Source organism: Pseudomonas sp. LBUM1653 (assembly GCF_059716115.1).
In genome coordinates this window covers 5,700,001-5,713,013 of record NZ_CP166803.1, presented here as the reverse complement: position 1 = coordinate 5,713,013, position 13,013 = coordinate 5,700,001, and the positions used below count along the sequence as shown (strand labels likewise).

The following is a 13,013-nucleotide window of genomic DNA, read 5'->3' as shown; positions in this document are numbered from 1 at the left end:
CGCTCCCACAGGGAAATGCATTCCAATGTGGGAGCGAGCCTGCTCGCGAAGGCCGCGACTCGGTCTAAAAGATTTGTTACTTGAAGCCATAACAACAGATTCTCGTGGAGCCTCGCTGATGAAATCCTATGAAGTCAATTTTGACGGTCTAGTGGGGCCGACCCATAACTACGGCGGCCTGTCCTACGGCAACGTCGCGTCCCAGAGCAACAGCCAGCAGTCTTCCAATCCCAAGGAAGCGGCGCTGCAAGGCCTGGCGAAGATGAAAGCGCTGACGGACATGGGCTTTCAACAAGGTGTGCTGGCGCCCCAAGAACGCCCGGACGTGGCTGCACTGCGTCGCCTGGGTTTTGGCGGCACCGACGCTCAAGTCATCGAGCGCGCCGCCAAAGAAGCGATGCCATTGCTGGTCGCCAGCTGCTCGGCATCGAGCATGTGGGTGGCCAACGCCGCCACCGTCAGCCCGAGCGCCGACACCGCGGATGGCCGCGTGCATTTCACCGCCGCCAATCTCAACTGCAAGTACCACCGCAGCATCGAGCATCCGACCACCAGTCGCGTGCTGGGCGCCATGTTCGCCGACCAGCAGCACTTCGCCCACCACGCCGCGTTGCCGGCCGTGGCGCAGTTCGGTGACGAAGGCGCGGCCAACCACACGCGTTTCTGCCGTGAGTACGGCGAAGCCGGTGTCGAGTTCTTCGTGTTCGGTCGCAGTGCCTTCGACACCCGTTACCCGGCACCGCAGAAATATCCGGCTCGCCAGACCCTCGAAGCATCCCAGGCGGTCGCTCGCCTGCACGGTCTGAGCGATGACGGCGTGGTCTACGCCCAGCAGAACCCGTCTGTGATCGATCAGGGCGTGTTCCACAATGACGTGATCGCGGTCGGTAATGGTGAAGTATTGTTCTATCACGAGGACGCTTTCCTCGAGACCGAGAAGATGCTTGCCGAATTGCAGAGCAAACTCGCCAAGGTCGGTGGGAAATTTCAGTCAGTGTGCGTTCCGCGTTCCGCGGTAACCGTCGAAGACGCAGTTCGGTCCTACCTGTTCAATAGCCAGCTGCTTTCGCGTCCTGACGGCTCCATGCTGTTGATCGTGCCGGAAGAATGCCGTGGCAACGAGCGCGTATGGCAATACCTGCAGGGTTTGACCACCTCCGGCGGCCTGATCCGCGAAGTGAAAGTCTTCGATCTCAAGCAGAGCATGCAGAACGGCGGTGGCCCTGCTTGCCTGAGGTTGCGTGTCGCGCTCAACGAAACCGAGCTGGCGGCCGTCAACCCAGGGGTTATCATGACGGCACCGTTGTACGGCACTCTGACCGAATGGGTCGAGAAGCACTACCGCGACCGCATGACCGAAAACGATCTGGCGGACCCGCAATTGTTGCTTGAGTGCCGGACGGCACTGGATGAACTGACGCAAATCCTTAAACTGGGCGCGGTTTATCCATTCCAGATCAATTGATCGACGGCGCGTTGTTATGCATGACAGCGCGCCGCTTCATCTCCACCGAGAGCGTAAAGACATGAGCGATACCCTGCAGCTGATCCTTGAAGACACCGATGGCACGCAACTGGAAACGTCCTGCACCCGCGTCGCGGTCATGTGGCAAGGCAAAGAGCTGTGGATCCAACACGATGGCCGTGGCCAATTGCTGATCGGCGTGGACGTCGAAGAAGGCGACGCCGAATACGCCAACCTGCTGTTGCGCCCATTGGCGACTAATCTGGTAAGTCTGCAACTGGAGATGGAACCGGCGGAACTCGGTGACGACGAGGACCACGTTCACGGCCCGGACTGCAATCACGACCATTAAGGAAACCGCTCTATGCTCGCCCTCGGCAAACTGCTTGAACTGACCCTCGCCGGCCGCGAACCGGCGGAGAAGACTCAACTGACTGTCGAAGGCGTGCGCATGCGCTGGTTGAGCGAAGGTGCGCTGGAAGTCCGGCCACCCGAAGCGCGCGACAATGGCCTGGACCTGCTGCTGTCTGCGGGGATCCACGGCAACGAAACAGCACCGATCGAATTACTTGATCGGCTGCTGCATGACATCGCTCGCGGCGATCTGAAGCCGCGCGCACGTATTCTGTTCCTGTTCGGCAACCCCGACGCCATTCGCCGTGGCGAGCGTTTCGTCGAGCAGGACGTCAATCGGCTGTTCAATGGTCGTCACGAGCAGAGCAGTGGCTGCGAAGCCCTGCGTGCTTGTGAGCTGGAGCGGCTGGCCGCCAGTTTCTTCAGCCTGCCGGATCGCCAGCGTCTGCACTACGACTTGCACACCGCGATTCGCGGCTCGAAAATCGAGCAGTTCGCCTTGTACCCCTGGAAGGAAGATCGCCAGCATTCGCGCCAGGAGCTAGCCCGGTTGCGCGCCGCAGGCATGGAAGCGGTGCTGTTGCAGAACAAGCCGTCCATCGTCTTCAGCTCCTATACCTACGACAAGCTCGGGGCCGAGTCCTTCACCCTTGAGCTGGGCAAGGCGCGGCCGTTCGGGCAGAACGACGGGGTGAACGTCTCCCGGCTGGAAACCCGTCTCAAACAGATCATCGAAGGCACCGAACCCGAGATGGCTGAAGAGGCGCTGGACGGTTTGCAGCTGTTCAGCGTGGCACGGGAAATCATCAAGCACAGCGACAGCTTCCGCCTGAACCTGCCAGTGGACATCGAGAACTTTTCGGAACTGGAGGTTGGTTACCTGCTGGCGGAAGACATCGCCAATACCCGCTGGATCATCGAGGAGGAGGGCGCCCGGATCATCTTCCCGAACCCCAAAGTAAAGAATGGCCTGCGTGCCGGCATCCTGATCGTGCCGACCACCGACGAAAACCTGGCCTGACCGCGATCTCAAGCCAGACATCGAACCAATGTGGGAGCGAGCTTGCTCGCGATAGCGGTGCATCAGTCAACATAATCGTCGACTGATAGCCCGTAATCGCGAGCAAGCTCGCTCCCACAGGTTTTTGTGGCGTTTAGACAGCTAACGCACGCGGCTCACTGCGACGCAGGGAGCGGATCTTCAGCAACGTATCCGCACACGTCTTCGCCGCTTCCTGGCCTTTATGCAGGAAGTGCTCGAAGAAGAACTTCTGGTGCTCTTCACCGGCATGGAAGTGATGCGGGGTGAGTGACACCGAGAACACCGGCACTTCGGTTTCCAGCTGAACCTGCATCAGGCCGCTGACCACCGACTGGGCGACGAATTCATGACGGTAGATCCCGCCGTCCACCACCAGGGCTGCCGCGACGATGCCGGCATAACGGCCGGTCTTGGCCAGCAACTTGGCGTGCAGGGGCATTTCAAAGGCGCCGCCGACTTCGAAGAAATCGATGTCTGACTCCTGATAACCCTGAGCAATCATTTCGCTGACGAAGCCTTTACGGCTCTGGTCGACAATGTCTTTGTGCCAGCAGGCCTGGATGAACGCAACGCGCTCGCCATGATGGTGTTTGCTTTTGCTGTCGATTGCGGTGGGTTGCATGTTCTGGTTCCTGTTTGTGTGAAAAACAGGGCTTATGAATCGAATGGGATTTAAGGCTGCGCAGGCATAAGTGCCTACGGACGGCGCTTTGGTATAGAGCCTAGGCGGCGCCAATCCCGTTCTCTCTTCATCCGGACTATGACCGTCGGCCCCGGGATCACACCGGGTCTGCTGACCTTGTCGCCATGCACGGCAAAGGCCGTGTCTGCCACCAAGCGCTCGCGGGCTATGCGTGTTGCACGCAATTACCGCCGGTGGGGAGTTGCACCCCGCCCTGAGAACGTTTTGCCGCCAGATTGTTTGGCGGCGCAGCTTTTTTATCACATATTTCTCATCTGCGCATTGCTGCTATTTGATGATTGCTATCGACTTTTTCGTCAGCTCAAGGAGTCGTTTGCTCCCCAAGGGTTGAATATTCGTTGGCATGACCGCAGTACTTGCTGTCCGAAAGGGATTTCCCCCTGCTAACCGAGGCCGGATTCATGAGCGTTATCGATCTTCGCAGCGACACCGTCACCCAACCCACCCCTGGCATGCTCGACGCGATGGTCACCGCCGTCACCGGTGACGACGTGTATGGCGAAGATCCGACGGTCAATCGACTGGAAGCAGAGCTGGCAAATCGTTTGGATTTCGCCGCGGCACTATTTGTCCCGACGGGCACCATGAGCAACCTGCTGGGCTTGATGGCCCATTGCGAGCGCGGTGACGAATACATCGTCGGCCAGCAGGCTCACACCTATAAGTACGAAGGAGGCGGGGCGGCGGTGCTCGGCTCGATCCAGCCGCAGCCACTGGAAGTGCAGGCCGATGGCTCGCTGGACCTTTCGCAGGTTGCCGCGGCGATCAAACCGGACGACTTCCACTTTGCCCGCACCCGTTTGCTGGCGCTGGAAAACACCATGCAGGGCAAGGTCCTGCCCCTCGAATACCTGGCCCGGGCGCGCAGCTTTACCCGCGAACACGGGTTGCAACTGCACCTGGACGGTGCGCGGCTGTACAACGCGGCGGTGAAGCTGGGTGTCGATGCCCGGGACATCACCCGGCATTTCGATTCCGTCTCGGTGTGCCTGTCCAAAGGCCTGGGCGCACCGGTTGGTTCGGTGTTGTGCGGTTCGGCGGAGCTGATCGGCAAGGCACGGCGCCTGCGCAAAATGGTTGGTGGCGGCATGCGCCAGGCCGGGATCCTGGCGGCGGCAGGCCTGTACGCGCTGGAGCATAACGTTCAGCGCCTGGCCGAGGACCACGCCAATGCCCAATTGCTCGCCGAAGGCCTGCGTGCAGCAGGTTTTGAGGTAGAGCCCGTGCAGACCAACATGGTTTACGTCGCAATGGGCGACAAGGCCGAAGCACTCAAGTCTTTCGCCGCCGAGCGCGGGATCAAGCTCAGCGCTGCCGCTCGTCTGCGCATGGTCACGCACATGGACGTCAGCGCTACGCAAATCGAGCAGGTCGTCGCGACATTCGTCGACTTTTCCAGTAAGTGATAGCGTTAGCGCTCCAATTGACCGTTTCTATCGTATAAACACGCTGTACCCCGCGCGCAGGGCCGATATAATGCGGCCCTTTGCCGTCGCTTCGTCTGTTGACGTTTCGAACAGGCCTTTGGCCGCAGCCTCCGTGGAAGAACCTAATGAAAAGCGCAGAAATCCGTGAAGCCTTCCTTCGCTTCTTCGAAGAGCAAGGCCACACCCGTGTAGCCTCCAGCTCTTTGATTCCGGGCAACGACCCAACCCTGCTGTTCACCAACGCGGGGATGAACCAGTTCAAGGACTGCTTCCTGGGCCAGGAAAAGCGCGCGTACACCCGCGCCGTCAGCAGCCAGAAATGCGTGCGCGCCGGCGGCAAGCACAACGACCTGGAAAACGTTGGTTATACCGCACGTCACCACACCTTCTTCGAAATGCTGGGTAACTTCAGCTTCGGTGACTACTTCAAGCGTGACGCCATCACCTACGCCTGGAACTTCCTGACCTCCGACAAGTGGCTGAACCTGCCGAAGGAAAAGCTCTGGGTCACCGTCTACGCCAGCGATGACGAGGCGTACGACATCTGGACCAAGGAAATCGGCGTTCCGGCCGAGCGCATGGTTCGCATCGGCGACAACAAAGGCGCGCCTTACGCGTCCGACAACTTCTGGACCATGGGCGATACCGGCCCGTGCGGTCCTTGCACCGAGATTTTCTACGATCACGGCGCCGACATCTGGGGCGGCCCACCGGGCTCGCCGGAAGAAGACGGCGACCGCTACATCGAAATCTGGAACAACGTGTTCATGCAGTTCAACCGCACCGCCGACGGCGTGTTGCACCCGCTGCCAGCGCCGTCGGTCGATACCGGCATGGGTCTGGAGCGAATCAGTGCCGTGCTGCAGCACGCTCACTCGAACTATGAAATCGACCTGTTCCAGAGTCTGCTGAGCTCATCGGCCAAGGCCATCGGTTGCACCAACGACGCCCAGGCTTCCCTGAAAGTCGTGGCTGACCACATCCGTTCCTGCGGTTTCCTGATCGCTGATGGCGTGCTGCCGTCCAACGAAGGCCGCGGTTATGTACTGCGCCGCATCATTCGTCGCGCTTGCCGTCACGGCAACAAACTGGGCGCCAAGGGCAGCTTCTTCTACCAGATCGTCGCGGCCCTGGTCGCCGAGATGGGCGAAGCCTTCCCGGAACTGAAATCCCAGCAGTCGCACATCGAGCGCGTGCTCAAAGCCGAGGAAGAGCAATTCGCCAAGACCCTGGAACAGGGCCTGAAGATCCTCGAGCAGGATCTGGCCGAGCTGAAGGGCGACGTGGTACCGGGCGACGTAGTGTTCAAACTCTACGACACCTACGGTTTCCCGATGGACCTGACGGGCGACATCGCTCGCGAGCGCAGCCTGACCATCGACGAAGCAGGTTTTGAGCGTGAGATGGAAGCCCAGCGCGTCCGTGCACGTTCGGCCAGCTCCTTTGGCATGGACTACAACAGCCTGGTCAAGGTCGATGTGGACACCGAGTTCACCGGCTACACCGCTCACAGCGGTTCGGCAAAAATCGTTGCTATCTATAAAGACGGGCAATCGGTCGACGTGTTGAATGAAGGCGAAGAGGGCGTGGTCGTTCTGAACCAGACGCCGTTCTATGCCGAATCCGGTGGTCAGATTGGCGATTGCGGCTTCCTCCAGGCTGGCGCTGCACGTTTCGACGTGCGCGACACCACCAAGACCGGCGGTGCGTTCCTGCACCACGGTGTGCTGGATTCGGGTAGCCTGATCGTAGGTGCTCCGGTCGAGACTCATGTCGATGCCGAAGTGCGTCACGCGACGTCGCTGAACCACTCGGCGACTCACTTGCTGCACGCCGCATTGCGTCAGGTGCTGGGCGATCACGTCCAGCAGAAAGGCTCGTTGGTCGACAGTCAGCGCCTGCGCTTCGACTTCAGCCACTTCGAGGCCATCAAGCCTGAACAGCTGAAAGCACTGGAAGACATCGTCAACGCCGAGATTCGCAAGAACTCCGAAGTTGCAACCGAAGAAACCGATATCGAAACCGCCAAGCAGAAAGGCGCCATGGCGCTGTTCGGCGAGAAGTACGGCGACAACGTGCGGGTGCTGAGCATGGGCGATTTCTCCGTCGAGCTGTGCGGCGGTATCCACGCCAACCGTACCGGCGACATCGGCCTGCTGAAAATCATCAGCGAAGGCGGTGTGGCTTCTGGCGTGCGTCGTATCGAAGCGGTGACAGGCGCTGCAGCACTGGCTTACCTGAACGCTGCGGAAGAGCAACTCAAGGAAGCGGCCAGCCTGGTCAAGGGCAGCCGCGACAACCTGATCGACAAGCTGTCGGCTGTGCTGGAGCGCAACCGTCTGCTGGAGAAGCAACTCGAGCAGTTGCAAGCCAAGGCCGCCAGTGCGGCGGGTGACGATCTGTCGGCGCAAGCCCTGGACGTCAAGGGCGTGAAAGTGCTGGCCGTGCGTCTGGACGGGCAGGATGGCAAGGCGCTGCTGGCGCTGGTCGATCAACTGAAAAACAAACTCGGCCGCGCAGTGATCCTGCTCGGCAGTGTCCATGAGGAAAAGGTCGTTCTGGTTGCAGGCGTAACCAAAGACCTGACTGGCCAACTCAAAGCCGGTGATTTGATGAAGCAGGCCGCTGCGGCAGTGGGCGGGAAGGGCGGTGGTCGTCCAGACATGGCGCAAGGCGGCGGTACCGACGCTGGCGCCCTGGATGCGGCACTGGCGCTGACCGTTCCGTTTGTAGAGCAGGGTTTATAAGGCAGTGCCTGCGGCGCGCAGTCTAGTGGCGGGTCGCAACGCTGTTTGAGTGATTATTTGGGCGCCCTTCATGGGCAGAGGCGGCTTTGAAATGGCTTTGATCGTACAGAAATTTGGAGGCACCTCGGTCGGCACTGTCGAGAGAATCGAGCAGGTCGCCGACAAGGTTAAGAAATTCCGCGATGCCGGCGATGACCTGGTGGTTGTGCTGTCTGCAATGAGCGGCGAAACCAACCGTCTGATCGATCTGGCCAAGCAAATCAGTGGCGGTGATCAACCGGTTCCTCGCGAGCTGGATGTGATCGTCTCCACCGGTGAGCAGGTGACGATTGCCCTGTTGGCCATGGCGCTGATCAAGCGCGGTGTGCCGGCAGTGTCCTACACCGGCAACCAGGTACGGATCCTGACGGATAGCGCACACAACAAAGCGCGAATCCTGCAGATTGACGACCAGAAGATTCGCGGCGACCTGAAGGCCGGTCGCGTGGTGGTTGTCGCCGGTTTCCAGGGCGTCGACGAGCACGGCAACATCACCACCCTCGGTCGTGGCGGTTCCGACACCACCGGTGTGGCCCTGGCGGCAGCCTTGAAGGCTGACGAGTGCCAGATCTACACCGACGTCGATGGCGTCTACACCACTGACCCGCGCGTCGTGTCCGTGGCTCAGCGCCTGGACAAGATCACTTTCGAAGAGATGCTGGAAATGGCCAGCCTCGGTTCCAAGGTGCTGCAGATTCGTGCGGTGGAGTTCGCCGGCAAGTACAACGTCCCGCTGCGCGTATTGCACAGCTTCAAGGAGGGTCCGGGCACCCTCATTACTATTGATGAAGAGGAAACCATGGAACAGCCGATCATTTCCGGTATCGCTTTCAACCGCGATGAAGCCAAGCTGACCATCCGTGGCGTGCCAGACATCCCGGGCGTTGCCTTCAAGATTCTCGGCCCTATCAGCGCCGCGAACATCGAAGTCGACATGATCGTGCAGAACGTCGCGCACGATAACACCACCGACTTCACCTTCACCGTGCACCGCAACGACTACCAGGCGGCGCAAACCGTGCTGGAAAAGACCGCTGGCGAGCTGGGTGCCCGTGAAGTCATCGGCGACACCAAGATCGCCAAGGTGTCGATCGTCGGCGTTGGCATGCGCTCCCACGCAGGCGTCGCCAGCCGCATGTTCGAAGCGCTGGCCAAGGAAACCATCAACATCCAGATGATCTCGACGTCGGAAATCAAAGTCTCCGTAGTGATCGAAGAGAAGTACCTGGAACTGGCTGTGCGCGCCTTGCACACGGCTTTCGAACTGGACGCACCGGTCCGCCAGGGCGAGTGATGCGTTTGCCAAAGGGCGCGGTCTGACCGCGCCCTTTGTTTTTTTGCAAGGCGCGACCTCAAGGCTGTTCTTTTGCTCGCGCTGGTCAATACTCAGGCATGTAGGGCTACGACCTTTTTGGTTGTAGGTCGAGTGCCTTTTTTTTGCAGACTGTTGTCCCTGAAAATGTAATGCGTGAGGAGAAAGGTATGCTGATTCTGACTCGTCGGTGCGCAGAAAGCCTGATTATAGGTGATGGCGAAATCACCGTGACCGTGCTCGGCGTCAAAGGAAATCAAGTGCGCATCGGTGTCAACGCCCCGAAAGAGGTTGCGGTCCACCGTGAGGAAATTTACCTGCGTATAAAGAAAGAGAAGGACGAAGAACCAAGCCATTAATTTTTATCGTTTTTTATGTTTGCAAACGGGGAAAAGGTTGGTTAAGATACGCCCCGTGTTGCGGAGAGCTGGCCGAGTGGCCGAAGGCGCTCCCCTGCTAAGGGAGTACACCTCAAAAGGGTGTCGGGGGTTCGAATCCCCCGTTCTCCGCCATTATTTGCGTAGTACGTTGTAATCTGGCTTCTTCGGTAAGTTGTTGAAATTACTAGAAAAAGTGCTTGACATAGAGATTAGACGGCCTATAATGCGCGGCAACAAATGCACTCGTAGCTCAGCTGGATAGAGTACTCGGCTACGAACCGAGCGGTCACAGGTTCGAATCCTGTCGAGTGCACCATTTAAGAGTTGTTTGCAGTGATGTGAATAGCTTGGCTCCAACCAGTTGTGATCTGGTATAAAAACACAAATGCACTCGTAGCTCAGCTGGATAGAGTACTCGGCTACGAACCGAGCGGTCACAGGTTCGAATCCTGTCGAGTGCACCATACAAACAAAAAGCCCGCCTTTAAAGCGGGCTTTTTGCCGTCTGGGATTTGGCTTTTCCCTTCGTGCATCCTCTCTCGTCGAACTCAATGCTGGTGCTGCGACCTCGCCTGGTAGCTGATGCTTGAGTTTTGAATGCTGATCTTGCCCAGAGCGCTTTCGACCTCCAGTTGGCTCAAGCCGGCGGCGGGATGTTCTCGGTGACATTCAGCGTCCTCCATGACAGCTTCCGATCAAGCCTGGCGCCTGCATTTTTCATCACCAGTGTGTTTTCTTTTCGAGATGAGTCGTCGCACTTTCAAGTGTCAGGCACGCGCTCAAGATTGTTTCGCAAGCGCTTGTTTCATCCGCGATTTTTTAACGTTTTAAGCCGTCAGTCGGTGTATGATTGCGCCCGTCAGCCCCGCCGGGGCTTTTGGATTACCTCCATGGACTTACCCAGTAGTTACTCAATAACCCGATTTTCCAATCATGAATTGACTGATTGATCCTTCCGGCGCACCCCGCTGCTGGGAGTGGAGTTCGCCTATGTCTGAAGTTGAAGTAAAGAAAACGCAGGAAAGCTTGCAGGACCGCCTGGCTCAAGTTGTTGAGCTGTTGCAGCGTCAGCGAGTGGTTGAAGACCTGACTCATCGCCAGGAAGGTCCGAATCAGGATCGCGTCGAAAACCTGGTTCACCGGCAAAATCTCGTTGAGCTGCAACGCAAGCTCGATGACCTGCACTCCGCCGACGTCGCCTATATTCTTGAAGCCTTGCCGCTGGATGACCGCCTGACGCTCTGGCAATTGGTCAAGGCCGATCGCGACGGCGACATCCTGCTCGAAGTATCCGATTCGGTTCGTGAAACCCTGATCGCCGACATGGACGATCACGAACTCCTGGCTGCGACCAAGGACATGGATGCCGACGAGCTGGCCGACCTGGCTTCCGAGCTGCCACGAGATGTCGTCCACGAGCTGATGGAAACCCTCGATGCTCAGCAGCGCGAGCGTGTGCGCTCGGCGTTGTCCTATGACGAGGAGCAGGTCGGCGCGCTGATGGACTTCGAGATGGTCACCATCCGTGAGGATGTCAGTCTCGAAGTGGTTCTGCGCTACTTGCGTCGCCTCAAGGAACTGCCAGGCCATACCGACAAACTGTTTGTGGTTGACTACGACGGCGTGCTCAAGGGTGTGCTGCCGATCAAGCGCTTGCTGGTCAACGATCCGGAAAAGCAGGTTTCCGAAGTCATGGCCAGCGATCCGGTGAGTTTCCATCCGGATGAAGAGGCCTACGATGCTGCTCAGGCGTTTGAGCGTTACGACTTGATTTCGGCGCCCGTCGTCGACAAGAACGGTAAGCTGATCGGTCGTCTGACCATCGATGAAATGGTCGACCTGATTCGTGAAGAGAGCGAAAACGAAGTTCTCAACATGGCGGGTCTGCGTGAAGAGGAAGATATTTTTGCGTCGGTCTGGAAGTCCCTGCGTAACCGCTGGGCCTGGCTGGCAGTGAACCTGATCACCGCATTTGTGGCTTCCCGGGTGATTGGTCTGTTCGAAGGCTCCATTGAGAAGCTGGTGGCGCTGGCCGCACTGATGCCGATCGTTGCTGGTATCGGAGGTAACTCCGGCAACCAGACCATCACCATGATTGTTCGGGCCATGGCGCTGGACCAGGTGAGTACGGGTAACACTTCGCGGCTGATGCGCAAGGAGCTGGCGGTTGCTTTGATCAACGGCGTGATCTGGGGTGGGGTGATTGGCGTTGTTGCCTACCTGTTGTATGGCAGCTGGTCGCTCGGTGTGGTGATGACCGCTGCCATGACCCTCAATCTGTTACTTGCGGCATTGATGGGGGTCTTGATCCCGATGACCCTGGCGCGGCTCGGGCGAGATCCTGCCATGGGTGCCAGCGTAATGATTACCGCCATGACCGATAGTGGTGGCTTCTTTATCTTCCTTGGGCTGGCAACGATTTTCCTGCTCTGATGCGCTTGTTTTGAAGCCCGCCCTACGGCGTAATGCTGTTCGCTTTAGGTTGGGGGGGGCGGGTGCATATTTGGCTTGGGTGAATATCCGTTGCTGCGGTAAGGGCCACTGGCGGTTTCGCTCTTACAGCGAGTCACTTGGAAAAACGGAACGCCGCCCGGCCCCAAGTAACCAAGGGCTCTTGCCCCTGGCGTTCGGTGCCTCGCTGTGGCTCGGCATGCCCTCGCTCCGGTCCTGCTCCGTGGGCTCGCCGCGATGGGCCATCCTTGGCCCAGCGCGGCTAAACCGGCATCCATGCCGGTTTACCCACTGCGCAGAACCTCCACTCGGCCTCTCGATGGGGCAAGAAAATCAAAAGCCAAAGCAACGCGAGGCGGCCTTAAAGCCGACCTGATTGCAGGTCTGTCCGCGATCCAACTGTGGGAGCGAGCTTGCTCGCGATGGACTTCCAGGCAACGCGTTCATCCAGACAGGGCGCGTTATCGTTGACGAACATCGCGAGCAAGCTCGCTCCCACAGGGGATTGGGGGTATCTGCAAAAATCAGGTCGGCTGTCAGGCCGCCTCGCTTTGGCTTTAGATTTGGGCGCCCCGTTAAACCACGATGGCCGAACGCAGGCATTGCGCAGTGGGTAAACCGGCAGGACGCCGGTTTAGCCGTGCTGGGCCAGGGACGGCCCATCGCGGCGACCCACGGAGCAATGCCGGAGAGAGGGCATGCCGAGCCTAAGCGAGGCACCGAGTGGTGGGGCAAAGCCTTTTGCTTACTTTTCGCTGGGCCGGCATTCCGGCGTTTGGAAAAGTGAGTCGCCGTAAGGGCGAAACCATTAGCAGCCGTTACCGCAGCAATGGATATTCCCCCCCCCCCAATTCAGTTCTTATATACAACCCCATGCTTATGTGAACAGCATTACGCCCTACGGCGGGCTTTTTTTCGGCCGAATTTCAGGCAAAAAAAGCCAGCGATCAGGCTGGCTTGAACTTGCGGGGATGAATCAGGAGGCGTCTGCAGCCATTTCGGCGTCATGGGCGATCAGTGAAACGAGAGCGTTTTGCTGGCGGTGAGAGAGTTGGCGGAAGCGCTGCAGCAGCTCGCGCTCATGCAATGACAG

The 13,013-nt window shown here is 58.8% G+C and carries 10 protein-coding genes, 3 tRNA genes, 1 pseudogene and 1 riboswitch (1 of these 15 running past the window's edge); of the genes and pseudogenes, 11 read left to right on the top strand and 3 right to left on the bottom strand.

Annotation, left to right across the window (positions count from 1 at the left end):
- The first annotated feature begins 118 nt into the window (after positions 1-118).
- The 3 genes from astB to astE all read left to right on the top strand — a co-directional run bounded on the left by astB (position 119) and on the right by astE (position 2,840).
- Positions 119-1,465 carry an N-succinylarginine dihydrolase gene (astB, locus tag ACA054_RS25760; protein WP_497686750.1) on the top strand — a complete coding sequence of 449 codons (1,347 nt, stop codon included), beginning with the start codon at positions 119-121 and terminating at the stop codon, positions 1,463-1,465.
- A gap of 61 nt (positions 1,466-1,526) precedes the next feature.
- Positions 1,527-1,817, top strand: a complete 291-nt coding sequence (locus ACA054_RS25755) for a topoisomerase II (RefSeq protein ID WP_497686749.1) — start codon at positions 1,527-1,529, stop codon at positions 1,815-1,817.
- Between the two features lie 12 nt (positions 1,818-1,829).
- Positions 1,830-2,840 (top strand): succinylglutamate desuccinylase, encoded by a 1,011-nt coding sequence (astE, locus tag ACA054_RS25750; protein ID WP_497686748.1) that lies wholly within the window; start codon positions 1,830-1,832, stop codon positions 2,838-2,840.
- 133 nt (positions 2,841-2,973) lie between these two features.
- Here astE and ACA054_RS25745 read toward each other — a convergent pair whose 3' ends face one another.
- The gene (locus tag ACA054_RS25745) at positions 2,974-3,483 is read right to left on the bottom strand and encodes a 6,7-dimethyl-8-ribityllumazine synthase (protein WP_497686747.1); all 510 of its coding nucleotides are present in this window, start codon (positions 3,481-3,483) and stop codon (positions 2,974-2,976) included.
- 114 nt (positions 3,484-3,597) lie between these two features.
- Positions 3,598-3,769, bottom strand: a riboswitch (FMN riboswitch).
- Positions 3,770-3,965: 196 nt separating this feature from the next.
- Between ACA054_RS25745 and ltaE the strand changes: the two genes are divergently transcribed.
- From ltaE to ACA054_RS25710, 7 genes are all read left to right on the top strand, one after another.
- Positions 3,966-4,970, top strand: a complete 1,005-nt coding sequence (gene ltaE, locus ACA054_RS25740; RefSeq protein WP_497686746.1) for a low-specificity L-threonine aldolase — start codon at positions 3,966-3,968, stop codon at positions 4,968-4,970.
- Between the two features lie 146 nt (positions 4,971-5,116).
- On the top strand, positions 5,117-7,738 hold the full coding sequence (alaS, locus tag ACA054_RS25735) for an alanine--tRNA ligase (RefSeq protein WP_497686745.1): 2,622 nt from the start codon (positions 5,117-5,119) through the stop codon (positions 7,736-7,738).
- A 91-nt stretch (positions 7,739-7,829) separates the two neighbouring features.
- Positions 7,830-9,071, top strand: coding sequence for an aspartate kinase (locus ACA054_RS25730; protein ID WP_110755162.1), 1,242 nt, complete (start codon positions 7,830-7,832; stop codon positions 9,069-9,071).
- Between the two features lie 188 nt (positions 9,072-9,259).
- A complete protein-coding gene (csrA, locus tag ACA054_RS25725) occupies positions 9,260-9,448 on the top strand; it encodes a carbon storage regulator CsrA (protein ID WP_002554426.1) in 189 nt (62 codons plus the stop codon).
- 62 nt (positions 9,449-9,510) lie between these two features.
- Positions 9,511-9,601, top strand: a tRNA-Ser gene (locus tag ACA054_RS25720).
- Between the two features lie 107 nt (positions 9,602-9,708).
- Positions 9,709-9,785, top strand: a tRNA-Arg gene (locus ACA054_RS25715).
- Positions 9,786-9,856: 71 nt separating this feature from the next.
- A tRNA-Arg gene (locus ACA054_RS25710) sits at positions 9,857-9,933 on the top strand.
- 20 nt (positions 9,934-9,953) lie between these two features.
- Here the strand turns inward: ACA054_RS25710 and ACA054_RS25705 are convergent.
- A pseudogene (locus tag ACA054_RS25705) lies at positions 9,954-10,116 on the bottom strand (cell envelope protein SmpA); the annotation flags it as partial.
- Positions 10,117-10,459: 343 nt separating this feature from the next.
- On the opposite strand from ACA054_RS25705, the gene mgtE reads away from it, so the two are divergent.
- Positions 10,460-11,902 carry a magnesium transporter gene (mgtE, locus tag ACA054_RS25700; RefSeq protein ID WP_497686744.1) on the top strand — a complete coding sequence of 481 codons (1,443 nt, stop codon included), beginning with the start codon at positions 10,460-10,462 and terminating at the stop codon, positions 11,900-11,902.
- A gap of 994 nt (positions 11,903-12,896) precedes the next feature.
- Here mgtE and ACA054_RS25695 read toward each other — a convergent pair.
- Positions 12,897-13,013: the final stretch of an Arc family DNA-binding protein gene (locus tag ACA054_RS25695; RefSeq protein ID WP_003178899.1), read on the bottom strand. 210 nt of this gene lie beyond the right edge of the window; the window shows 117 of its 327 coding nt (coding positions 211-327); its start codon lies beyond the right edge, outside the window; it ends in the stop codon at positions 12,897-12,899.

Bases quoted from the DNA above. Each gene is read 5' to 3' on its own strand.
- astB (WP_497686750.1), top strand. From the start codon at position 119: ATGAAATCCTATGAAGTCAATTTTGACGGTCTAGTGGGGCCGACCCAT.
- ACA054_RS25755 (WP_497686749.1), top strand. From the start codon at position 1,527: ATGAGCGATACCCTGCAGCTGATCCTTGAAGACACCGATGGCACGCAA.
- astE (WP_497686748.1), top strand. From the start codon at position 1,830: ATGCTCGCCCTCGGCAAACTGCTTGAACTGACCCTCGCCGGCCGCGAA.
- ACA054_RS25745 (WP_497686747.1), bottom strand. From the start codon at position 3,483: ATGCAACCCACCGCAATCGACAGCAAAAGCAAACACCATCATGGCGAG.
- ltaE (WP_497686746.1), top strand. From the start codon at position 3,966: ATGAGCGTTATCGATCTTCGCAGCGACACCGTCACCCAACCCACCCCT.
- alaS (WP_497686745.1), top strand. From the start codon at position 5,117: ATGAAAAGCGCAGAAATCCGTGAAGCCTTCCTTCGCTTCTTCGAAGAG.
- ACA054_RS25730 (WP_110755162.1), top strand. From the start codon at position 7,830: ATGGCTTTGATCGTACAGAAATTTGGAGGCACCTCGGTCGGCACTGTC.
- csrA (WP_002554426.1), top strand. From the start codon at position 9,260: ATGCTGATTCTGACTCGTCGGTGCGCAGAAAGCCTGATTATAGGTGAT.
- mgtE (WP_497686744.1), top strand. From the start codon at position 10,460: ATGTCTGAAGTTGAAGTAAAGAAAACGCAGGAAAGCTTGCAGGACCGC.